Here is a 22,368-nt window from a genome sequence, read left to right as displayed (position 1 = left end):
CCCGGCGACCTCGCCCCGACCGTGCGGGCGTGGAGGCTCAGACCGCGTAGTCGGCGTTGTAGCGGTCGAGCACCTCGCCGATCGGTGCGTCCAGCGCGAGCGCGCCCTTGTCGAGGTACAGCCCGCGCGTGCAGAACCGGCGCAGGTCGCGCTCGTTGTGGCTCACGAAGAACAGCGTGCGCCCCTCCGCGAGCAGCTCGTCGATGCGTTTGTAGCACTTGTCGCGGAACGCCTTGTCACCGACGGCGAGGACCTCGTCGACGAGGAGGATCGGCTCGTCGAGCTGTGACACGACAGAGAACGCCAGCCGCACCTTCATGCCGTTGGAGAGGTGCTTGTAGGGCGTCTCCTCGAAGCCGGCGAGCTCGGCGAACGCGATGATGTCGTCGTAGCGGCGCGAGACCTCGTCGCGCGACATGCCGTGGAGACCCGCGGTGAGACGCACGTTCTCCCGCACCGTCAGATCACCGACGAAACCGCCGGTGATCTCGATGAGCGGCGCCACGCCTCCGTTGACATGCACCGACCCCTCATCGGGGAGCAGCACGCCGGCGACCAAGCGCAGCAGCGTCGACTTCCCCTGTCCATTGCGGCCGACCACACCGATCGACTCCCCCGGCTGCACCGTGAACGAGACATCGCGCAACGCCCAGAACTCGCCGGGGCGCGAACGGCGCGATGCCCCGCTGAACAGGTCCTTGAAGCTGCGCCGCCCCCTCCGGTTGCGGCGGAAACGGACGCCGAGCCCCTGTACCTCGATTGCCGCGGACATCACAGCTCCCCCCTCGATGAGAGGACGGCGATGGCCGCGAGCGTGTGGGCATCACGGATCGTCCCGTCCTGCACGGCATGCGCCAGTTCCGCGAGCGGCAGCCAGCGCCGGTCGGAGACTTCCCCGTCCGGCACGGTCGCCGGCGCGTCCTGGTCGATGCGGCACTCCACGACGGCGACCTCCTGAGGGAAGATCGACGAGTCGGTCACGTACGACCCCAGCACCTGCGGGTCGCGGCCGCGCAGGCCGGTCTCCTCCCGCAGCTCTCTGAGGGCGGTCTCGGCGGCCGTCTCATCGGCTTCTCCCGCCCCGCGAGGGAGCTCCCAGAGCTCGGCCTCCGCGGCTTCCCGGGCGCTCAGCACGAGCAGCAGCCGATCCGCGTCGCGGGCCACGATCACCGCTCCTGCTCGCCCGTCGGAGACGACGAGGCGGTGGTGCGTGTAGGCGGACCCGTCGGCGGCGCGCCGCGCGGCGGCCTCGAGCCGCACCGGGAGCCCGTCGGAGCTCGCGTACACCGGGGTGAATCCATCGGTCATGAGCGCGCTCCCCTGTGCAGGACGAACCGTGCCTGCGGATCGCGGACGAGAAGCTCCCTGAGGGCACCGAGCGAGTCGAAGGGCACGGTCGTGGCGATGGCGCCGACGAAGGCCACCCAGGTCCAGACGTTGTCCACGGAGCCGAGCCCGAGGCCTGGCACGGCGAGGGCGACCACGCAGAGCGCGATGACGAGCTTCGCGATCGACGTCAGCAGCACGAAGCCCCGCGACGACACGGCCGTCACCTGGGTGGCCGCAAAAGCGAGCCCGCGCATGCGCGACCACGTCGGCCGCTCGCGCAGGCGGTGCCGCTGACGATGAGAGGCGTCCCAGGCGACCGCGATCGTGGCGGGGGTGGACTCCCGCGCCCACGCGACCAGCGTCGTCGACAGCGGCAGCTCCACGTCGTGCGCGGCGCGAGCGAGGTGCCCGTCGGCCTCGGCGCCGAACGTCACCCAGTCCGCTCCCGCGTTCTCCGCGATCATGCGCAGGTACGCGTCGCCCCACCAGCGACGCACCGCCTCCCGATCGGCCTCCGCGAGCGGGAGCGCCTCGATGCGCTGCCACGCCACGCTGCGGAACCGCACCTCGTCGAGTCGCGCGTCGGCGATCACGCGCAGCGCCTCCGGCGACGAGGCCGGCGGAGTGCCCGTGCGCAAGGGTGCGTCGCCACCCGTCTGCTGCTCGTACCGGATGATCCCCGTCTCGACGAACCGCAGCCATTCGTCCCACCCGCGGCGGACCTCCGCCGGGATCCCGACCGCACCGCGCAGAGCGGGAAGCGACCAGTGGAACGCGTCGTTCGCGAGCCGAGCATCCAGACCTTCGCGCAGCGTCGGGTGCACGCCCGTGATCGTGAGGGGATACCGTCCCGGCGTCGCGCCGAGCTCCCGCATGACACCGTCCGGACCCAGCGTCAGGAAGTACGCCCCGTCGAGCAGCATGGCGTCGGTCACCAGGATCTCGCTGGAGACGAGCATGCCGATCCGGAGCATCCCCGTCAGCTCGGTGATCGCCTCCCGCGCATCGGCAGCCCCGTCGAAGAGCGCCGCCTGGGCGGGCGCGTCGAGCTCAGCGATGAGCACGCGTGCAGCCGCAGACATCACAGTTCCTTCAGCACCGGGCGCTCGAGGCTCCGGAACGTCCACACGCCGAGCGCCAGGATGACCACGCACATCACGACGCTCACGATCACCGGCATCGGGTCCCACAGATCGGGGAAGAAGCCCACGCGGTAGAGCGTGAAGATCCCGGCGAGCGGGTTGAACGCCCCGATCACGTCGAAGGGCGCCGGGAGGTCTTCGAAGCTGTAGATGACGGGCGAGGCGTAGAACAGCGCGCGGAGGATCAGCGCCGTCGTCCGCTCCAGATCCGTGTACAGCACGCACAGCGGCGCGACCAGCAGACCGAGCCCGACCAGCAGCATGATCTGCAGGAGGAGCGCGACCGGGAACCACAGCAGCATCACGTTCACCGTGGCTCCGCTGAACACCGCGAACAGCACCAGCACGGGGATCGAGAACAGGAACTCGATGCCCTTGCTCAGCACGATGCGGTTGACCCAGATCGACCGCGGGATCGCCGTCGAGCGCACGAGACGCGAATCCTTCTTGAACGCCCTCGTAAAATCCGACACCGAGGTGTTGAACCACACCCACGGCAGCAGCGCCACGATGAGGAACACGATGTACGGGTCCTCGCCCACGCTCCGATGGAACACCTGCGTGAACACGAACCAGTAGATGGCGCTCATCACCAGCGGATCTAGCACCGACCACAGGTAGCCGAGGGCGCTCGTCGCGTACCGCACCTTCAGGTCGCGGGCGGACAGCAGCCACAGCGAATGCAGATAGCGCCGGGGCGTCCCGGGCGCCCCGACAGCAGCGTGACTCACGGTTCCGAGTCTAGGAGAGAGTGTTGTTCCAGAGCGACAGCGCCGACCCGATGGCCATGTGCATGTCGAGGTACTGGTACGTGCCCAGACGCCCGCCGAAGTGCACGTCCTTCTCGCCCTTCGCCAGCTCGCGGTAGGCCAGCAGCCCCTCGCGGTCGGTCGGCGTGTTCACCGGGTAGTAGGGCTCGTCCTCGCGCTCGGCGAAGCGGGAGAACTCGCGCATGATGACGGTCTTGTCGGAGTCGTAGACGTCTTTGCGCTCCGGGTGGAAGTGCTTGAACTCGTGGATGCGCGTGTAGGGCACGTCCATGTCGGGGTAGTTCATGACGCTGGTGCCCTGGAAGTCGCGGACGTTCAGCACCTCCTGCTCGAAGTCGAGCGTGCGCCAGCTCAGGGCGCCCTCCGCATAGTCGAAGTAGCGGTCGACCGGCCCCGTGTAGACCACGGGCACCTGGCCGACGGTCGCCCTCTTGTTCAGCGGCTGCGCCTCGTCGAAGTAGTCGACGCCGAGCTTCACCTCGATGCGGGGGTGGTCCGCCATGCGCTCGAGCCACGCGGTGTACCCGTCGGTCGGCAGTCCCTCCCACGTGTCGTTGAAGTAACGGTTGTCGTACGTGTAGCGCACGGGCAGGCGGCTGATGATGTCGCCGGACAGCTTCTGCGGGTCGGTCTGCCACTGCTTGGCGGTGTAGTCGCGGAAGAACGCCTCGAACAGCGGACGGCCGACGAGCGCGATGCCCTTCTCCTCGAAGTTCGCGGCGGACTTCACGTCGAACTCCCCCGCCTGCTCCTTCACCAGAGCACGCGCCTGGTCCGGCGTGTAGGCCGCCTGGAAGAACTGGTTGATCGTGCCCAGGTTCACCGGCATCGGGAACACCGTGCCCTTGTGGGTCGTGTAGACCCGGTGCACGTAGTTCGTGAACGTGGTGAAGCGGTTGACGTACTCCCACACGGTCGCGTTCGACGTGTGGAACAGGTGCGCCCCGTAGCGGTGCACCTCGATCCCCGTCTCGGGTTCCGCCTCACTGTAGGCGTTGCCGCCGATGTGGGGGCGGCGGTCGATGACGGTCACCTTGCGGCCGGCTTCCGCGGCACGCTCAGCGATGGTGAGGCCGAAGAAACCCGACCCGACGACGAGAAGATCCATGCCTCAATCGTATCGGCGCGCGGCTGGGAGCTTCAGCCGCGGCGCCCGGTCGCGGGTCGTCAGACCGTGGCGGAGGCGCGGCCGGCGCCGACGACCATGCGCGGCGTGCCGGCCCAGGCCTCCGCGTCGGTCACGGCGCGGCCGTCGACCAGGAGCCGCACGCCCGGCAGCTGGACGGGACGGAGCGTGCGGTACTCGGCGTGATCGGTCTGCACGATCGCGAGGTCGACGCCCTCCCCGAGCGCGTAGGGCTCGAGTCCCAGGGCGCGCAGCTCGTCGTCCGTGTACAGCGGGTCGTGCACGCGCACCTCGGCGCCACGGCGTCGCAGTGCCTCGACGGTGGGGAAGACACCGGAGAACGCGGTCTCCTTCACCCCGCCGCGGTACGCCGCGCCCAGCACGACCGCCCGGAGTCCGGACAGGTCGCCGAGCATGCCCTCGGCCTGAGCCACCAGGCGCTCTGGCATCGACTCGTTGAACACGCGCGCCGTGCGCACGATGTCGGCGTCGGGGTCGGTCGACAGGTACAGCTTGGGGTAGACCGGGATGCAGTGGCCGCCCACCGCGATGCCGGGGCGGTGGATGTGACTGAAGACCTGCGAGTTGCACGCCTCGATCACCTGGTACACGTCGATGCCGTTGGCACCCGCGAAGAGGGCGAACTGGTTCGCCAGGCCGATGTTCACGTCGCGGTAGGTGGTCTCGGCGAGCTTGGCCATCTCGGCCGCCTCGGCGCTCTGCAGGTCCCACACCCCGTTCGTGCGCGGCAGGTCGGGACGCTCGTCGAAGTCGAGCACCGACTCGTAGAACGCGACGGCGCGGCGGGCCCCCTCGTCGGAGAGCGCGCCGATCAGCTTGGGGTACTTGCGCAGGTCGGCGAAGATCCGCCCCGAGAACACACGCTCCGGGGAGAACACCACGTGGAAGTCCTCCCCCTCGCGCAGCCCGGAGACCTCCTCGAGCAGGGGCTTCCAGCGGCCGCGCGTCACCCCGACCGGCAGCGTGGTCTCGTACGACACCAGCGTGCCGGGGGTCAGGTGCTCGGCGAGCGAGCGGGTGGCCGCGTCCATCCACCCGAACTCGGGCTCCGCGGTCTCCTCGTTCACGAACAGCGGCACGACCACGACCACGGCATCAGCCCCGGGGATCGCCTCCGCGTAGTCGGTCGTCGCCCGCAGCCGTCCGGCCTCGAGCGCCGCCGTCAGCTTCTCCTGCAGCTGCGCCTCGCCGGGGAACGGCTCGACGCCCCGGTTGACGCTGTCGACGAGGGCCGCATTGACGTCGACCCCGACCACGTCGTGTCCCTTGCTGGCGAACTGGACGGCGAGGGGGAGGCCGATCTTTCCGAGGGCCACGACGGCGATACGCATGGGTTCGAGTATATTCCGGCGCGGGTACCCGGCTCCTCGCGGGTGGGCCTCAGCGACGCTCGGACAGCACCGCGATCACGCGCTCGGCGGCGTGCCCGTCGCCGTACGGTGCCGCGTCCGTGACCGCCGGTCGAGGACGCGTCACGGCCGCCGCGATCTCCTCGCGCGTGTTCGCGAGCACGTTCCAGCCCAGCTCCACCGTCTCGACCCACTCCGTCTCGGTGCGCACGGTCGTGCACGGCACGCGCAGCAGGAACGCCTCCTTCTGCAGCCCGCCCGAGTCGGTCACCACACCGGCACTCGCCGCCGCGGCCGCGATCAGGTCGGGGTAGGCGAGCGGCGGGCGGGAGGTGAGCGAGCCGCGGTCGAGGTCGATGCCGTGCGCGGCCGCCTTGGCCACCACGCGCGGGTGGGCCAGCAGCACGACGGGACGGTCGAGCCCCGCCAGGGCCTCGACCACCTGCCGCAGCCGCGCCGGGTCATCGGTGTTCTCGGCGCGGTGGATCGTCGCCAGGTAGTACTTCCCCTCGGCGGCGTCCAGGCGCTCCCCCTCGTCGGCGGCACGCCGGGCGACACGGTCGCGCACGTCGAACAGCACATCGGTCATCACATCGCCCACCAGCACGGTGCGCTCGGCCAGCCCTTCGCGCGTGAGGTGGTCGACGGCGACCTGCGTCGGTGCGAGAAGAAGGTCGGCGGCGTGGTCGGTCAGCACGCGGTTGTGCTCCTCCGGCATGCGACGGTTGAAGCTGCGCAGCCCCGCCTCCAGGTGCGCCACAGGGATGTGCAGCTTGACCGCGCTCAGCGCCGCCGCCACGGTCGAGTTCGTGTCGCCGTACACCAGCACCCAGTCGGGGCGGTGCTCGTCGAACACCGCGTCGAGGGCACCCAGCATCGCTCCGGTCTGCACGCCGTGCGAGCCGCTGCCCACGCCGAGGTGCACGTCGGGGGCGCCGATCCCCAGATCCTCGAAGAACACGTCAGACAGCAGCGGGTCGTAGTGCTGTCCGGTGTGCACGATCACGTGCTCCACCCCGGCCGCGCGGGCGGCATGGTGGATCGGGGCGAGCTTGACGAACTGGGGGCGCGCGCCGACGACGCTGACGATCTTCACGAGCATCTACTCTACGGAGCCCGGCGGCTCACGCGTCGAGGAACGGCCGCAGCGCCTCCGCCGACATCGTCCCGTCGTGCACCGCGCGCACGAACGCCGGCCCCGCGGCGGCTCGCGTCGCAGAGCGCGCGCGATTCGCGGCGACCTCGCGCAGCACGCTTTCCAGCTCCGCCGCCCTGGCCTGCACCACGGGGAGCTCGTGTCCGCTGGCCGCGCGCACCGCACCGCGGGTCTCGTCCGACACGTGGCTGACCACCAGGCGACCGGCCGCCAGTGCCTCGCACACCGCGACGCCGTAGGCACCGGCGAGGAACTGGTCGAGGACGACGTCGGCGCCGCCGTACAGCTCCGGCATCCGCTCGGCGGGGACGCCCCGCACCTCGGTGTAGTCGATGAGGCCCTCGGCCTCGAGCCGCTGCACGGCTGCGGCGATGCGGTCGCTGCCCTTCAGGCCGGCGCTCGACGGGGCGTGCACGACGCGCAGTGGCCCGTCGCCCGAGAGCGCAGGGCGGTTCCCCGCCGCGGCCCAGGATCGCGGATCCACCACGACGGGGAGCCAGGTGGCACCCGGCGCGAACGGCAGCAGATCCGGAGTCGAGACGAACACGGGCACCCCGGCGGCCTCTGCGAAGCGCGCGTGCCGCTCGGCGATCTCCTCGAGCACGGCTGTCCCGGCATAGCGATCACCGTGGAAGGGCGAGTCCGGCTCGCGCGCGGCGTGCGCACTCGGGAGACGGATGTCGCTCCCGTGCCACACGAGCGCCACGCGGACCCCCGCCGCCTGCAGCTCTCGCACCAGCTCCAGCGGGTCGCCGTCGAGCTCGGACAGGTGACGCCCGGATTCGATCAGCACGTGCGTGAAGCCCTGAAGGATCGCGCGGTGCTGCGCCCGGCGCCAGCGAGCGTTGCCGACCAGTGCCGTCGCGGGGATGAGGTGATCGGCGTGGAACCCGAACACGTCGTCACCCCCGCGGAACATGGCGCTGGCGGCGGCGACGCCGGGCAGCGTCTCGGCGGCGCGCGCCCACGCGTACCCCTGCCCCGCCGAGTTCACCGGCGCGATGAGCAGTCGCCGCGGGGCGTCGCGGGCCACGGTGACACCGGTCTCGCGGAACTGGCGCACGTGCCCGGGGAGCACGTACCCCGCGATCGACGAGGGCACGAGCTTCTGCGCGAGGCGATACGCCCGCGCCCCGACGTCAGGCACGGCCCGCCGAGCCGGCGACGATCTCCTCCACGGCCCGCGCCCACACCTCGACCTGCCGCTCCGCGGAGAGCGCATCGGCCGCCCGCATCGCGGCCTGCTTGAACCCGTCGACGCGCTCGGGGGTGAGCGCGTCGATGGTCGCGGCGATCGATGCCTCGTCGAAGCCGTCCGTGACGACGCCGAGGCCATGGTCGCGCACGATGCGCGCCATCTCGACCGACGGGCCGACAACGATGCCGAGGCGCGCCTGGACGTAGTCGAAGAACTTGTTCGGCAGTGCCATCACGTTGTTGGTGCTCACCGGCTGCAGGATGTGGATGCCGAGGTCGTACTCGTTGAGCGTCTCGATGAGCACGGACTGCGGCACGGGGTCGTGCACCGTGATCCGCGGCCCCAGCTCCTCGGCGAGCGCCACGAACTCGGAGCGCGTCTTCTCGGGCTGCCACGTGAGGTAGAGGTCGAAGGTGACCTCGACCGGGGACGCCGCCACCGCACGCATGATCTCGCCGAGGCTGCGCTCGTGGAACGGGTTGCCGCTGTGCACGAGCCGGATCGCGGAACCCACGGGACGGTACGGGAGGTCGCGCAGGTGCGTCGAGTTCGTCACCACCCCGGGCTGGAGGCCGTACTCGTGGTACCGCTTGGCGATCTCGCCGCCGACCGTCGTGGACGAGTGCGCCTGCGACACCAGGTGCTTCGTCATCCACGACCAGTAGCGCTGGTGCCGACGGCCGAGCGGCGTGTCCTCGAAGCCCATGTCCGGGAAGAACTCGTGCAGGTCGGCGTGCACGCGGTCGGCGCCGAAGAGCCGGCACGCGACGCCCACGGTCTCGGCGTCGTTGGCGATCACCGCGTCGAAGCGCCGCCCGCGCAGCAGGTGGATGGTCTCGAGCACGCCGGGCGACTGGAAGTACATCCGGCGGAACCCCTCGGTCCGCCGCGCGAACTCGTCGCGCACCCTGGTCACGATGTCCTGCTTGGGCGGGAGGTCGCCACGGATCTCGACGTGCGTGACGCCGGGGTGCGGCGACGGTCCGGGCGAGCACGTCGTCACGTCGTACTCGTCGACGAAGCGGCGCACCTGCTTGATGACGCGCGGGTCACCGTCGATCGGCACGAAGGAGAGGATGAGGAGCGTCGGGCGCGGGGCGGAGGCGCTCACCACGTCGCGACCAGCCCACCCCAGGAGAGACCGACACCGAAGCCGAGGAGCATCACGCGCATGCCGGGCACCAGGGCGCCCTGGCGTTCGGCGTCGGCGAGCGCGATCGGGATGGTGGACGACACCGTGTTGCCGGACTCGGCGAGCGACACGAAGAACTTCTCGGCGGGCACCTTGAGCTTCTTGCGCAGGTGCTCGAGCATGAAGGCGTTCGCCTGGTGGAACACGAACAGGTCGATCTCGTCCTGCTCCAGCTGCGCCTTGGCGAGGATCTCCTCGACCGTCTCCGGCACCACGCGGAGGGTGAAGTTGAAGATGTCGGGGCCGTCCATGTACAGGTCATAGCCCGAGGCGACGAGCTCCCGCACGGTCGTGTCGGCCTTCGGCTGGAGCGCAGCGCCCGCGCGCAGACCCCCGTTCGGGACGATGAGGCTCTTGCCGCCCGAGCCGTCCGTGCCGTACGTCATGGCGGTGAGCGAGGTGTCGGAGCCGTCCGCGGTCACGAGGGTCGCGGCCGCGCCGTCGCCGAAGATCGTGCGCACGGACTTGTCGGCCGGGTTGATGAACTTGGTGTAGGTGTCGGCGGTGACGACCAGCACGTTCGCGGCCTGGCCCGACTCGATCAGGCCCTTGGCGAGACCCAGGGCGTAGATGTAGCCGGAGCAGCCCAGCGTGATGTCGGTCGCGCCCGCCGAGGTGGGGATGCCCAGGGCGTCCTGCACGATGCAGGCGGTCGAGGGGAGGTAGTAGTCGGGGCTCTGCGTGCAGAGGATCACGTAGTCGATCGACTGGGGGTCGATGCCGTCGCGCTCGAACAGACGCCGCGCGGCCGCGATGGCGAGGTCGGACGAGAACTCGTCGGGACCGGAGATGTGGCGGCGGTCGATCCCGGTCTTGCCGGAGATCTTCTCGACGCTCCACTCCGGGAACTCTCGGGAGAGATCCTCATTGCTGAGGACGGTCTCGGGCAGGTAGTAGTCGACGGCAGCGATGCGGGCACCCATGCCCCCAGTCTACGGGCCGGGAGCGGTCACCTCGCGGTGTACCCGCCGTCCACCACCATCACCGAACCGGTGACCCAGCGCGAGACCGGGGAGAGCAGATACAGCGCCGCCCCCGCCACGTCTTCCACGGTGCCGAGGCCGAGCGGGTGCGCCGCCTCGATCTCGTCCCAGGCCGCGGCACCCACCGAGGCGCGCAGCCGTTCGGTCAGCGCGGTCTCGACGATCCCGGCGGCGATGCTGTTGACGCGCACACCCTCCCGCGCCAGCTCGAGCGCGAGCGACTTGCCGAGGGATGCGACGGCGGCCTTGCTCGCCGCGTACGCGCTCACTCCTGCTTCCCCGACCAGGCCGACCGCCGACGACAGCAGGACGATGCTCGACGACTCGGCGCGCACCTTGGGGTGACGGAACGCCTTGGCGAGCATCAGCGCGCTCGTGACGTTGATGTCGAACACGGCCGAGGTCTGGTCGGCCGTCGCGATCCGCAGCGGAGCGGTCACGTGGACGCCCGCCGCGTGCACCAGGCCGTCGAGCGGTCCGAGCTCCGCGGCGATCCCGCGCAGCAGCGCCGCGACGCCCGCGTGGTCGGTCAGGTCGAACGGCGCCAGCAGGTGCCCCTCGCCCGCGAGCAGGCCGCGGGTCTCCTCCAGCTCGGCCTCGCGGCGTCCGATCAGCGCGACCCGGGCGCCGTGACGCGAGAGGTCGATCGCGGTCTGCCGACCGATGCCCGAGGTTGCGCCGGTGACGACGACCGCGCGGCCGTCGAGGTGCAGGTAGTCGGAGGTCTCAGGCACCGGCACGGGTGAGTGCGTGCAGGTCGGAGACGGTCTTCGCGTTCGCGAGCTCGTCCGCATCGATCGTCACGCCGATCGCCTCGTCGACCTCCGCGATGAAGCTGATGTTCGCGAGCGAGTCCCAGCCCACCGCGTCCAGCTCATCGGTCAGTGCGACCTCGTCCACCTCGACCTCGAGGATCTCCGCCACCAGCTCCAGAAGCGCCTTCTCATCCATGCGTCGATCATATCCGCCGCCCCTCGCACCGCCGGGGCGCCCCGCCGTTCGCAGTAGGGTCGGAGCATGAACGCGCCCCACGTCACCGCCTCCGCCCTCGCCCAGCAGCTGTCGGGCGAACTCGTCGGCACGGATCGCTCCGTCACGGGTCTCGCCCCGCTCGGCGAGGCCGGCGAGGGAGACCTGACGTTCGTGGTCGATCCGGTCGCGGCGGCGGCCGCTGCCGCGAAGGCGCTGGAGGCCGGAGCCGTGCTCCTCGCCCCCGCCACCCTCCCCGACGACGCCCGCTCGGGGACGGCGGTGCTGGTGGAGAACCCGCGCGCCGCCTTCGCCCTGGCCGTCGCCGAGCACTTCGCCCGCAAGCCCGTTCCCGGGATCGCACCGACCGCTCGCATCGACCCGACCGCCGAGGTGCACCCCGGCGCCCACATCGGGGAGTACACCGTCGTCCGCGCCGGCGCCGTGATCGCCGACGGCGCCGAGATCCGCGATCACGTGGTGATCGGACACGACGTCCGCATCGGGGCGCACGCTCTCATCAAGAGCCACGCCGTGATCGGCGAGGAGGGCTTCGGCATGGAGCGCGACGCCGACGGCGACAACATCCGCATCCCGCACCTCGGCTCGGTCGTCATCGAGGACCACGTCGAGGTCGGCAACTTCACCACGGTCTGCTCCGGCACCATCGCCCCGACCCGCGTCGGCGATCACACCAAGATCGACGACCACGTGCACGTGGCCCACAACTGCCGCATCGGCCGCAACGTGATCATCACGGCCTGCGCGGAGATCTCCGGCAGCGTCGTGATCGAGGACGACGCCTGGATCGGCCCCAACGCCTCCGTCATCCAGGGCGTCACGCTCGGCCGCAACTCCCTGCTCGGCATCGGTGCGGTCGCGGTGAAGTCGGTGCCCGACGACGAGATCCGCATCGGCAACCCCGCCCGTCGGCTCGGCGACAACAAGCGCTGAGCCGGGGCGGCCGGCTGCGGACTCCGTCGTTCCGGCCGGATCAGTAGTTCTCGGCCGGAACCTTCTCGAACCACCAGAACGGGTGGGTGAGCACCTGCACCACGGGCACCTTGCCGACCCACTCGGCGAAGTGACCCTCACGCCAGTTGCCGCTGCTGTCGCTCAGGTACTTCATGTTCGGCATCATGAACCGCGGCTCGTAGGCGTGGTAGCGCACCGTGTCGGACCAGCGGTCGAGGAGCTCCGCCGCGAACTCGAATCCGCCCAGTCGCGCCGGCTCGTGCAGGCTGAACCCGCCGACCGGTCGGCCGACCGCCGTCTCGAAGACCGTGCGCTGACGCTCGGCCCACTCGAAGTTGTCACCGCCGAGCACCTCGCCGATGCCGCCCTCGAGGTGCAGCTGGACCTCGTGCCCGAGCTCCTCCATCTCGCGGATCATCATGAGCGACGGCAGACTCATCAGGCTGTAGCCGCGGGCGTGCACGCGCAGGAAGATGCTCGACGAGCACCCGGCCTCCGCGTCGACCCGCGCGACGCGCATGGCCTGCTCGATGCTGTTGTCGATGTCGTGCCGGAGGATGAGGTGCTTCTCCTGCGGGGCATCGAGGTACTTGTCGAAGCTCGTGACGGCGTATCCGTCGTCGAGATAGGCGTGAAGCGTCTCCGCGTAGTCCTTGAGCGAGAAGCCCTTCTTGCCCGGCTCTGACGAGGCCATCGATCCCACCGTTCCATTCGGTCCCGGTCCACCGGAACGGGACCGCGGCAACCCCGCCCATGATAGTCGCCCGCCGTCGGACCGCCGTTGCGCCCCCTCGGTATACTGACGGGATGAGTTCCTGTCCCCCGGAGAATGCACGCACGACGTGAACCGGAACAGACTCCCCCGGTGGGTCAACGCCACGATCGACCGCATCGCCGACTCCCCCACCAGCCCCCTCGGGCGGATCGCCGCCCGCCGCTACGGAAAGCCCGTCCCCGGAGCCGTCGGCACGACCGCGTTCGACGACCGACCCGTCCGCGTCCTCATTGCGCCGGTCAACTACTCCGGCCAGGCGTTCGCGTGGAGCAGGGCCCTGGAGCGCCGCTCGCCGCGCATCTCGGCGCGCACGATGTCCATCGAGGTTCCCGGCGGCTTCGACTACCCCTCCGACCTGGTCGTGCCGATCCCGACCTACCACAACGACACCGCGTGGCAGCGTGACCAGTTCGCCGCGGCGACCACGGCCACGCACGTGCTGATCGAGGCGGAGGAGCCACCCTTCGGTCGCCTCCTCGGTCGCTCGGTGGCCGCGCAGGCGGCAGCGCTCGTCACCCGCGGCGTGGACGTGGCCTACCTCGCCCACGGCACCGACGTGCGGCTGCCGTCGCGGCACATGCGCGACCACCCGTGGTCGCACTACGCAGACCCCGAGATCTACGCCGCGCGAGACGAGGTGGTCGCTGCGCGCAACATCGCATTCCTGGAGAGCAGCGGGCGCCCCGTGTTCGTCTCCACCCCCGACCTGCGCGAAGACCTCCCCACCGCACGGTGGCTCCCGGTGGCCGTCGACGTCGCACGCTGGGAGCGACCGCGGACGGCGCGCGCGCCCGGCGCGCGTCTCCGGGTCGCCCACGCCCCCTCGGTGTCGGTGATCAAGGGCACGCACCTCATCCGCGACACGCTCGAGCGGCTGCAGGCGGAGGGGGTCATCGAGCTCGACCTGATCCAGGGCGTGCCGACCGCGCAGATGCCCGACCGCTTCGCCGCGGCCGACGTGGTGATCGATCAGCTGCGCATCGGCTCCTACGGCGTGGCGGCGTGCGAGGCCCTCGCGTCCGGCTGCATCGTCGTCGGGCACCTGAGCGAGCGGGTGCGCGCGACCGTCCGTGAGGAGACCGGGCTGGAGCCGCCCATCGTCGAGGCCACGCCCGACACGATCGAGGGCGTCCTGCGCGAGCTCGCCGCACACGAAGGCCTCGACGCCCTCCGCGCCACCGGCGACACGTTCGTCCGCGCCGTCCACGACGGCCGTCGCTCCGCCGCCGTGCTCGACGAAGCCTGGCTGCATGCCACCGCCCCTGATCCGCACGAGGAGGACACCGATGCATCCCCGCGTTGAAGCCGCCTGGAAGCTCGTCCCGAAGCCGGTGCAGGACGCGATCGCGTCGACCGTCGACCGGGCGAAGGGCGTGACCCCGCCCCCGCCGCCGCTGCCCGACCTCTCCCGTCCGATCCGGATGCTGGTGGGACCGGTGAACTACGCCGGCCAGGGGTACCGGTGGTCGCGCGCGGCCGAGTCGACGGGTGAGGTGTCCGCGGTCAACTACGTGCACGCGGGCAACAACCTCCTGCAGTACCCCGCCGACTACACCGTGACCTGGCGCACCGCGGAGCACTCCCGCGCATGGCAGCGCTCGATGCTCGATGCGATCGCGACGAACTACACGCACGTGCTCATCGAGGCGTGCTTCCCCATCCTCGGCGGGATGTTCTCCGGCGACCTGCGCCGTCAGACCGCACTGCTGCAGGAGCGCGGTGTGCGCGTGGGCATCGTCGGACACGGCACCGACGTGCGACTGCCGTCGACCCACCTGGAGTCGACGCCGTGGTCGCTGTTCGTCGACAGCGAGGACTGGGTGCCCTTCGACCTCGCGGAGAAGGCCGTGGCCGACAACCTCGCGGCGATCGCCGACCTCGACGTGCCCACGTTCGTCTCGACCGCCGGCCTGCTCGTCGACCTTCCCCGCGCGCACTTCCTCGGCGTGGTGATCGACCAGGAGCAGTGGATCAACGACGAGCCGCTCCTGGAGCGCGAGCGCATCCGCGTCATCCACGCGCCCACCAACGCGCACGTCAAGGGCACGCCGCTCATCGTCCCCGTAGCGCAGAAGCTGCACGACGAGGGGCTCATCGAGTTCATCCAGCTGGACCGCGTCCCCAACCACGAGATGCCGGCCGTGGTCGCGTCCGCCGACGTCGTGCTCGACCAGTTCCGGGTCGGCGACTACGGTGTCGCGGCGTGCGAGAGCATGACCGCCGGGCGGGTGGTGCTGGCCCACGTCACGGAGCAGGCCCGGCGCGAGGTGGAGGGGCACGCGGGCATGACCCTGCCGATCCCGGAGACCACCCCGGACACGCTCGAACACATGCTGCGCGACATCGCCGTGCGACGGGACCACTACCGCGCGATCGCCGCGACCGGGAGGGAGTTCGTCCGACGCGTGCACAACGGCGACTTCTCCCGCGCGCAGCTGATGACGCACTTCCTCTCCGCATGAGCATGAGCATGAGCATGCGCCTCGCGATCGTCTCGCGCATCTACCGCCCCGAGCCCTCGGCCGCGTCGTCGTTCCTCGGCGCCGTCGCCGACGAGGCGGTCGCCCGCGGGCACCGCGTCACCGTGCTCACCGTGCGTCCGCCGCACGGCCTCGACGAGGGGACACCCGTCGAAGACGTGCGCATGGCCCCGGTGCTGCGCGACCGCAGCGGCTACGTGCGCGGCTACCTCCCGTACGCCAGCTTCGACGTGCCGCTGTTCTTCCGACTCCTGTTCCTGCGGCGCCCCGACGTGGTGTTCATGGAGCCGCCGCCCACCACGGGGTTCGTGGTGCGGCTCGTGTGCGCGCTGCGGCGCATCCCCTACGTGTACGACGCCGCCGACGTCTGGTCCGATGCCGCGGAGCAGGTGACCTCGTCGCGCCTGGTGATCCGCGTGCTGCGCGCGACCGAGCGTTTCGCGATGCGGGGAGCGCGGCGCATCGTCACGATCTCCCAGGGCGTGCTCGACCGGATCGCCGCGCTCGGCGTGGACCGACCGGCCGTCGTGACCGGGTTCGGGGCGGACACCGGTGCCTTCCTCCCCCCGGCCGACGCCGAGGCGGAGGCGCCGACCGAACCCGTGTTCCTGTACGCCGGCACCTACTCGCACTGGCACGGCGCCGACATCGCCGTCGACGGGTTCGCCGCGTTCAGCCGCAGCACCCCCGGGTACACCCTGCGCTTCATCGGCAACGGCAGCGAGCGCGCCTTCCTGGAGCAGCGGGCCCGCGAGCTCGGGGTCGCCGACTCCGTGGAGTTCGTCGAGACCATGCCCAGCAGCGAGCTGGTCCCGCATCTGCACCGCGCCGTCGCGACCATCGCCACCCAGCGCCCCGGCACCGGCTACGAGTACGCGTTCGCCACGAAGGCGTACTCGTCGATGGCCGCCGGATGCCCCGTCATCTTCGCCGGTCCGCCGAACGGACCCACCGGCGCCTACCTCGACCAGGCGAACCTGGAGGTGCGCGGCGGCATCGTCAGCGGCTACGCCGCCGAGTCGGTCGCGGTGGCCATGGCCGCCCTCGCGGCCCGCCCGCTGAGCGCGGCGGAGCGGCGGAGCGTCGCCGACTGGACGGCGGAACGGCACTCGATGGCCGCGGTCGCCGGCCGCGTCGTCGACGTGATCGAGTCGGTCGGCCAGACGAGGGACGGACGCTGAAATGCGCGCGCGGCTGAACGCGATCGCCGGCTGGATCATCCGGCACCGCTCCCGACTGCCCCGCTGGGTCAACCGCGCCCTCGACTCGGCGGCGCGCGACCCGGACGGCCTGATCGGTCGGCTGGCGCATCGCGCGCTCGGCGGCGGCGACGCCCCGGTGGCCGACGTGCCGGATGCCGGGGTGCGGGTCTTCATCGGCCCGACGAACTACTCGGGCCAGGGGTATCGCTGGGCGCGCGCCCTGGAGCAGGCGGACCCGGAGATCGCCGCGCGCAACATGGAGGAGGTCCTGCCCGGCGGGCTCTCCTTCCCCGCGGACGTCCCGGTCCCGATCTCCTCCACCTCGTCCACCGAATGGCAGCAGTCCGAGTGGGAGGCCGTCAGCCGGTTCTCGCACGTGCTGATCGAGGCGGAGCGCCCGCTGTTCGGCCGCCTGTTCGACCGGCAGGTCCGCGCGGAGGTTGCGGCGCTGGAGGAGGCGGGGGTGTCCGTCGCGTACCTGTGCCACGGCACCGACATCCGCAGCCCCCGCGACCATGCGCTGCGCACCCCGTGGTCGCCGTACCCCGACGATCCGCGCACCGCCGTGCTGCAGGCCGATGCGGACGCCAACCTCGCACTGCTGACGGAGCTGCGTCGCCCGACGTTCGTGTCCACACCCGACCTGCTGCACGATGTTCCGTGGGCGACGTGGTGTCCCGTGGTCGTCGACACCGCGCGGTTCCGGGCGCGGCGCCCCGCCATGGACCGCGACCGGGTGCGGGTGATCCACTCCTCCACCTCCGTGGTGCAGAAGGGCAGTCACCTGATCGAGCCCGCCCTCGCCTCCCTCATCGCGAGCGGCGACATCGAGTACGAGCTCGTGACCGGCGTCGCCGCCGACCGGATGCCCGAGGTGCTGAGCGACGCCGACATCGTGCTCGACCAGTTCCGCGCCGGCTCCTACGGAGTCGCGGCCTGCGAGGCCATGGCGACGGGTCGCGTGGTGGTCGGACACGTGCTGCCCGACGTACGCCGCGCCATCGAGGCGGAGGTGGGACTGCCGCTGCCGATCGTCGAGGCCACGCCGGACACCCTCGGTGAGGTGGTCGCCGGGCTGATCTCCGACCGTGAGGCAGCGGCCGCCGCGGCCGCCGCGGGGCCGGTGTTCGTCGAGGCCGTGCACTCCGGGCGCCGGAGCGCCGCGGTCCTGCTCGACGGCTGGATCCGCACCTCAGGCTGACGCGACCGCCTCTCGCGTGCGGCGGCGCGCGTCCCGGTCGTCCTTCCAGCGGCGCATGCGCTTCTCCAGCGTGCGCTCGACGAACGTGTGCAGCGCCCAGGCGGCCACCAGGTCGACCACGAACAGGGCGGCGAACCAGAGCAGGTTGCTCCACGATGCGGGCTGGAAGCCGAAGATGCGCAGTGCCAGGTAGATGAACGTCGCGTGGATGAGGTAGAAGGCGAACGACCACTCGCCCAGCCGCACCTGCCACGGCGAGGCGAACCACAGGCGTCCGCCGCGCAGCACGTGCACGGCCAGCGAGACGATCGCGATGCCGCACGCGACCGTGAACAGCTCGTTCATCGTCGCGTCGATCATCCAGGTCAGGCGCGCGGTCGGGAACAGCCGCTCCGAGAAGAAGTGCACCAGGATCAGCACCAGCGGCACGGCGACACCGATGAGCGGATGGATGCGCGGTCGCCATCCGGAGCGGAGAGCCCAGGCGAGTGCCATGCCCAGCACGAACTCCGGGAGCCTCTGCACGGGCACCGGAACGACGTCGAGTCCGAGCCCGGGAACGAAGAGTACGGTCACCCGGTACGCGAACGCGTAGACCACGACACCCGCCGCCAGCAGCAGCGCCCCGCGCTTCGCCATCGGCACCAGCACGCGCGAGATCCACGGGTGCAGCGCGTAGAAGAACGCCTCGCACGTGAGGGTCCAGGCCGCGGGGTTTCCCGAGAAGAGGATCGCGGGGTTGGACCACCAGGCCTGGATCACGATGACCGACAGCAGAAGGATGCCGAGGTCGAACGGCTTGAGGAAACTGCCTTCCGGGACGGGCGCGATCGTGTAGAACACCGGGATCGCGATCAGGAGCGCCACGATGTGCGAGGGCCATATGCGCGCGAACCGTCGCCAGTAGAACGTCGACGTCGGCACGTTCGGCCGCGCCGACCAGGTGAGCACGAACCCGGACAGCACGAAGAAGAACGTCACGCCCAGATAGCCGTTCAGCAGGATCGCCTGTGTCGCGCCCGGCAGCGGGGCGAAGTTGTTCATGTGGTACAGGAAGACCGCGAACGCGGCCCACCAGCGCAGACCGGTGAGCGAGTCCAGCCGCTGGGTGGGCTGGGCGAGGACGGGCGAGGAGGGCACGCGGATGAGGCTCCCTGAACGGCGGAAAGGGCTTACGAAAGGATACAGTGCCGCTCCCCGCGCCCCGTCCGTCCGCAGCACCCGCGATAGGATCGACGACATGCCGTCGCCCGACGTGGACGTGGTCATCCCCGTGCACACGCCCGCTCGTCCCATCCGCCGCGCGGTCTCCTCCGTGCTCGACACGACCGCCGCCGTGCGGGTCACCGTGGTCGCGCACAACACCGATCCCGAGGCGATCTCCGCCAACCTCGGCGAACTGGGCACGCGGCCCGAGGTGCGCGTCGTGTCCCTGCAGGACGGCATCCCCTCCCCCGCCGGGCCGATGAACCACGGCATCGCGCTGGCCGAGGCCCCGTACTTCTCGGTCATGGGCTCGGACGACGAGCTGGAGCCGGGGGCACTCGACTCCTGGCTCGCGGTCGCCCGCTCGACCGGCGCGACCACCGTCATCCCGCGCGTGCGCGTGGACGAGGCGGCCGAGCCGACACCGCCGCGACGTCGCGGACGGGTGCGGGAGCTCGACGTCGATAAGGACCGCCTCAGCTACCGCTGCATGCCGCTCGGCCTCATCGACCGGATGCGCTTCCCCGACCTGCGCTTCACCCCGGGCCTCGAGTCGGGCGAGGACCTGGAGTTCACCGCGGAACTGTGGTTCACCGGCGCGCACATCGCCTACGACCGTACGGGCCCGGCGTACGTCGGCCACGACGATGCGGTCGACCGTGTGACCCGCACCGTCCGACCCCTGTCGGCCGACTTCGCGTTCCTCGACATCGTCGCCGCCAAGCCCTGGTACCGGGCTGCCTCGCGCTCGGCGCGCCGGGGGTTCGGCGTGAAGAACCTCCGCGTGCACCTCATGGATGCCGTCGCCTCCCGGCTGGACGCCCCGGGCGGGATCGCCGCCTACCGCGCCGAACTGCTCGACACCGCCGCGGCGATCGAGCGGATGTCCCCCGGCGCAACCGCGCTGCTGTGCCGCGCGGACCGGAAGGTGCTCCGCGAGCTCGAAACGAGCGCGCCGTCGGCCGACCGGATCCGCGCCCTCCTCTCGGCCCGCTGGGGCGGCGGGCTCGATGCGCGGCTCACGGCGAACCCGTTCCTCGCCCTGCACCGGCACGCCCCGTACCGGACCCTGCGCGACATGATGGCGTAGGCCTCCGCGGTAGCATCGATCCGGTATGGAATCCCCACTTGTCGACGTCACGATCGCCGTCCACTCCGCCACCCGGCCCATCGCGCGCGCCGTCGCCTCGGTCATCGAAGGCACGACCGCTCCGGTGCGCGTGAACGTGGTGGCACACAACATCGACCAGGAGATCATCCGCACGAACCTCGGCACCTGGTCGGAACACCCGGCCGTCCGGCTGCTCTCCCTCCGCGACGGCATCCCGTCGCCCGCCGGCCCGATGAACCTCGGGATGGCGGCGGCGACGGCACGCTTCCACACCCTGCTCGGCTCCGACGACGAGTTCGCCCCTGGCGCGATCGACTCGTGGCTGGCGCTGCAGCGCGCGACGGATGCCGACGTCGTGATCGGTCGCATCCGCCTGGTGACCGGAGGCCCCGACCCGTACCCGCCCGTGCGCCGCGGACGCCGCACGACCGGCCTGAGCGCCGACCGCGACCGCCTGCACTACCGCAGCGCGCCCCTCGGCCTCATCGACCGCGAGCGCTTCGGCGACCTGCGCTTCACCGAGGGCCTCACGTCCGGCGAGGACCTGCCGTACACCTCCGAGCTGTGGATCACGGCGACGAGCATCGCCTACGACCTCTACGGTCCCCCGTACGTGGGCCACGACGACGCGGACGACCGCGTCACCTCCGCTCCGCGCGACGTGGCGGCCGACTTCGCGTTCCTCCGCGTGATCGAGGAGGCGGACTGGTTCGCGGCCGCCTCAACCGCCGACCGCCGCGCCCTGGCCGTCAAGCTGCTCCGCATCCACTTCTTCGACGCCGTGGCCGCGCGCCTGGAGACCCCGGGCATCGCCGCGGTCGCCGCCGAGCTCCTCGCCGTGGTCGACCGCGTCAGCGCCTGGGCCCCCGGAGTGCTGTCGGTGCTGTCGATCGCCGACCGCCGGGTCATGGACGAGCTGCGCCGCGGGGCGCCCGATCCCGAGCGCACTCGCGCGCTGCTCGGTCGTCGGTGGATCTATCTCTCCCCCGCCGCTCAGCTCCCCCGGAACCCATTCCTGGCGCTGCACCGGCACGCCCCCTTCCGCACGCTCGCCGCGGGCGCCCGATCGCAGCGGGTGGGGCAGCTGTGACCGCGTCGCCCCTGGTCGACGTCACGATCGCCGTCCACTCCGCCACCCGACCGATCCGTCGTGCGGTGGCCTCGGTGCTCGACGCCACCGCCGCTCCGGTGCGCGTGCTGGTGGTCGCGCACAACATCGACCCCGCCGTGATCCGCGGCAACCTCGGCGAGTACGCGGGGGACGAGCGCGTGGTCCTGCTCGAGCTGCAGGACGGCATCCGCTCGCCGGCCGGACCGATGAACCTCGGCTTCGCGTCGTCCACCGCCCCGTTCATCGCGCTGCTCGGCTCCGACGACGAGTTCGCGCCCGGCGCGCTGGACTCCTGGCTGCGCATCCAGCGCGAGACCGGGGCGAGCGCGGTGATCCCGAAGATCACGCTCGTCGGGCGCCACAACAACCCGCTTCCTCCCGTGCGGAACGGACGTCGATCGCGGCGGCTCGACGCCGCGAAGGACCGCCTCTCCTACCGCAGCGCGCCGCTCGGCCTCATCGACCGCGAACGGTTCGGCCATCTGCGCTTCACCGAGGGCCTGTCGTCCGGAGAGGACATCGCCCTGACCGGAGAGCTGTGGTTCCGCGGGCGCGACCTCGCCGTCGACATCGACGGTCCCGCGTACGTCGGGCACGAGGACGAGGGCGACCGCGTCACGTTCACGGCACGCCCGGTGCGCGAGGACTTCGCCTTCCTCGACGGCCTCGAAGCCGCGCCCTGGTTCCGCGCCCTCGGCCGCCGCGCCCGCACCGCAGCGGTCGTCAAGCTGCTGCGCATCCAGTTCCTCAGCGCGATCGGCGTCCGTGCGACGACGACGCCGGAGCTGGTCACGCACCAGGCCGAGCTGCGGGAGACCCTGGACCGACTCGTGGCCCTGGCCCCCGGGGCCCTGCGGCTGCTGTCGCGGGTCGACCATCGCATCATCGACGAGACCTTCTCGGCGGCGCCCGACGTGGAGCGGATCCGCATCCTCGCGAACGACCGCTGGAACCAGCGGTCACTGGGGGCGCTGCTCACGCCCAACCCGCTGTTCTCCCTGCACCCGCAGGCGATGGCGCGGCTGTTCTACGCCGCGAACCGCACCGACCGGATCGTCTGACCGACCCGGTC

22 protein-coding genes are annotated in these 22,368 nt (G+C 71.2%); 8 read left to right on the top strand and 14 right to left on the bottom strand.

Features of this window, described 5'->3' with window-relative positions:
* Positions 1–37: 37 nt before the first annotated feature.
* Genes ACFV3I_RS08070 through ACFV3I_RS08015 form a run of 12 tightly spaced genes read right to left on the bottom strand, consistent with a single transcriptional unit; the run spans position 38 to position 11,217 of the window.
* Positions 38–772, bottom strand: a complete 735-nt coding sequence (locus tag ACFV3I_RS08070; RefSeq protein ID WP_136029875.1) for an ABC transporter ATP-binding protein — start codon at positions 770–772, stop codon at positions 38–40.
* Positions 772–1,308, bottom strand: a complete 537-nt coding sequence (locus tag ACFV3I_RS08065; protein ID WP_247638603.1) for an NUDIX hydrolase — start codon at positions 1,306–1,308, stop codon at positions 772–774. Before ACFV3I_RS08065 ends, ACFV3I_RS08070 begins: the two co-directional genes overlap by 1 nt.
* Positions 1,305–2,411, bottom strand: a complete 1,107-nt coding sequence (locus tag ACFV3I_RS08060) for a hypothetical protein (RefSeq protein ID WP_168387290.1) — start codon at positions 2,409–2,411, stop codon at positions 1,305–1,307. Before ACFV3I_RS08060 ends, ACFV3I_RS08065 begins: the two co-directional genes overlap by 4 nt.
* Positions 2,411–3,202 carry an ABC transporter permease gene (locus ACFV3I_RS08055; protein ID WP_136029877.1) on the bottom strand — a complete coding sequence of 264 codons (792 nt, stop codon included), beginning with the start codon at positions 3,200–3,202 and terminating at the stop codon, positions 2,411–2,413. The genes ACFV3I_RS08060 and ACFV3I_RS08055 overlap by 1 nt, the downstream gene beginning before the upstream one ends.
* A 10-nt stretch (positions 3,203–3,212) precedes the next feature.
* Entirely contained in the window at positions 3,213–4,349 is a 1,137-nt protein-coding gene (gene glf / locus ACFV3I_RS08050) for a UDP-galactopyranose mutase (RefSeq protein ID WP_136029879.1), read from the bottom strand.
* 59 nt (positions 4,350–4,408) lie between these two features.
* On the bottom strand, positions 4,409–5,719 hold the full coding sequence (locus ACFV3I_RS08045; RefSeq protein ID WP_378803577.1) for a nucleotide sugar dehydrogenase: 1,311 nt from the start codon (positions 5,717–5,719) through the stop codon (positions 4,409–4,411).
* A gap of 49 nt (positions 5,720–5,768) precedes the next feature.
* Positions 5,769–6,833: a non-hydrolyzing UDP-N-acetylglucosamine 2-epimerase gene (wecB, locus tag ACFV3I_RS08040; protein WP_378803576.1), complete on the bottom strand. Its 1,065-nt coding sequence runs from the start codon at positions 6,831–6,833 to the stop codon at positions 5,769–5,771.
* Between the two features lie 28 nt (positions 6,834–6,861).
* Positions 6,862–8,040 (bottom strand): hypothetical protein, encoded by a 1,179-nt coding sequence (locus tag ACFV3I_RS08035; protein WP_378803575.1) that lies wholly within the window; start codon positions 8,038–8,040, stop codon positions 6,862–6,864.
* The gene (locus ACFV3I_RS08030; RefSeq protein WP_366626882.1) at positions 8,033–9,202 is read right to left on the bottom strand and encodes a glycosyltransferase family 1 protein; all 1,170 of its coding nucleotides are present in this window, start codon (positions 9,200–9,202) and stop codon (positions 8,033–8,035) included. Before ACFV3I_RS08030 ends, ACFV3I_RS08035 begins: the two co-directional genes overlap by 8 nt.
* Positions 9,199–10,206: a 3-oxoacyl-ACP synthase III family protein gene (locus tag ACFV3I_RS08025; RefSeq protein ID WP_378822682.1), complete on the bottom strand. Its 1,008-nt coding sequence runs from the start codon at positions 10,204–10,206 to the stop codon at positions 9,199–9,201. Before ACFV3I_RS08025 ends, ACFV3I_RS08030 begins: the two co-directional genes overlap by 4 nt.
* 26 nt (positions 10,207–10,232) lie before the next feature.
* Positions 10,233–11,000 carry an SDR family NAD(P)-dependent oxidoreductase gene (locus tag ACFV3I_RS08020; RefSeq protein WP_378822680.1) on the bottom strand — a complete coding sequence of 256 codons (768 nt, stop codon included), beginning with the start codon at positions 10,998–11,000 and terminating at the stop codon, positions 10,233–10,235.
* On the bottom strand, positions 10,993–11,217 hold the full coding sequence (locus ACFV3I_RS08015; RefSeq protein ID WP_136029893.1) for an acyl carrier protein: 225 nt from the start codon (positions 11,215–11,217) through the stop codon (positions 10,993–10,995). The genes ACFV3I_RS08020 and ACFV3I_RS08015 overlap by 8 nt, the downstream gene beginning before the upstream one ends.
* Before the next feature lie 66 nt (positions 11,218–11,283).
* On the opposite strand from ACFV3I_RS08015, the gene ACFV3I_RS08010 reads away from it, so the two are divergent.
* Complete coding sequence (locus ACFV3I_RS08010) at positions 11,284–12,189, top strand: LpxD N-terminal domain-containing protein (protein ID WP_136037051.1); 906 nt, start codon at positions 11,284–11,286, stop codon at positions 12,187–12,189.
* Positions 12,190–12,229: 40 nt separating this feature from the next.
* Here the strand turns inward: ACFV3I_RS08010 and ACFV3I_RS08005 are convergent, their stop codons facing one another.
* Positions 12,230–12,904 carry a GCN5 family acetyltransferase gene (locus ACFV3I_RS08005; RefSeq protein WP_136029897.1) on the bottom strand — a complete coding sequence of 225 codons (675 nt, stop codon included), beginning with the start codon at positions 12,902–12,904 and terminating at the stop codon, positions 12,230–12,232.
* A gap of 148 nt (positions 12,905–13,052) precedes the next feature.
* Between ACFV3I_RS08005 and ACFV3I_RS08000 the strand changes: the two genes are divergently transcribed.
* The 4 genes from ACFV3I_RS08000 to ACFV3I_RS07985 are packed head-to-tail and all read left to right on the top strand — an operon-like array spanning position 13,053 to position 17,868.
* Positions 13,053–14,288: a hypothetical protein gene (locus tag ACFV3I_RS08000; RefSeq protein ID WP_378822679.1), complete on the top strand. Its 1,236-nt coding sequence runs from the start codon at positions 13,053–13,055 to the stop codon at positions 14,286–14,288.
* Positions 14,272–15,447 carry a hypothetical protein gene (locus tag ACFV3I_RS07995; protein WP_247638597.1) on the top strand — a complete coding sequence of 392 codons (1,176 nt, stop codon included), beginning with the start codon at positions 14,272–14,274 and terminating at the stop codon, positions 15,445–15,447. The genes ACFV3I_RS08000 and ACFV3I_RS07995 overlap by 17 nt, the downstream gene beginning before the upstream one ends.
* Positions 15,444–16,646: a glycosyltransferase gene (locus ACFV3I_RS07990; protein WP_378822678.1), complete on the top strand. Its 1,203-nt coding sequence runs from the start codon at positions 15,444–15,446 to the stop codon at positions 16,644–16,646. Before ACFV3I_RS07995 ends, ACFV3I_RS07990 begins: the two co-directional genes overlap by 4 nt.
* A gap of 1 nt (position 16,647) precedes the next feature.
* Positions 16,648–17,868 carry a hypothetical protein gene (locus ACFV3I_RS07985; RefSeq protein WP_378822677.1) on the top strand — a complete coding sequence of 407 codons (1,221 nt, stop codon included), beginning with the start codon at positions 16,648–16,650 and terminating at the stop codon, positions 17,866–17,868.
* On the opposite strand, the gene ACFV3I_RS07980 is transcribed toward ACFV3I_RS07985, so the two are convergent.
* The gene (locus tag ACFV3I_RS07980; RefSeq protein WP_378822676.1) at positions 17,860–19,008 is read right to left on the bottom strand and encodes an acyltransferase family protein; all 1,149 of its coding nucleotides are present in this window, start codon (positions 19,006–19,008) and stop codon (positions 17,860–17,862) included. The two genes, ACFV3I_RS07985 and ACFV3I_RS07980, sit on opposite strands and share 9 nt — an antisense overlap.
* Positions 19,009–19,108: 100 nt before the next feature.
* On the opposite strand from ACFV3I_RS07980, the gene ACFV3I_RS07975 reads away from it, so the two are divergent.
* The 3 genes from ACFV3I_RS07975 to ACFV3I_RS07965 are packed head-to-tail and all read left to right on the top strand — an operon-like array spanning position 19,109 to position 22,357.
* Complete coding sequence (locus tag ACFV3I_RS07975; protein ID WP_378822675.1) at positions 19,109–20,164, top strand: glycosyltransferase family 2 protein; 1,056 nt, start codon at positions 19,109–19,111, stop codon at positions 20,162–20,164.
* A 25-nt stretch (positions 20,165–20,189) separates the two neighbouring features.
* The gene (locus ACFV3I_RS07970; RefSeq protein WP_136029911.1) at positions 20,190–21,275 is read left to right on the top strand and encodes a glycosyltransferase; all 1,086 of its coding nucleotides are present in this window, start codon (positions 20,190–20,192) and stop codon (positions 21,273–21,275) included.
* Complete coding sequence (locus ACFV3I_RS07965; RefSeq protein ID WP_136029913.1) at positions 21,272–22,357, top strand: glycosyltransferase; 1,086 nt, start codon at positions 21,272–21,274, stop codon at positions 22,355–22,357. The genes ACFV3I_RS07970 and ACFV3I_RS07965 overlap by 4 nt, the downstream gene beginning before the upstream one ends.
* Positions 22,358–22,368: the final 11 nt, after the last annotated feature.

The sequence above is a fragment of the Microbacterium sp. NPDC059771 genome (genome assembly GCF_042732495.1).
GTDB classification, from domain to species: Bacteria; Actinomycetota; Actinomycetes; order Actinomycetales; family Microbacteriaceae; genus Microbacterium; species Microbacterium sufflavum.
This window is presented reverse-complemented; position numbering and strand designations above follow the sequence as displayed.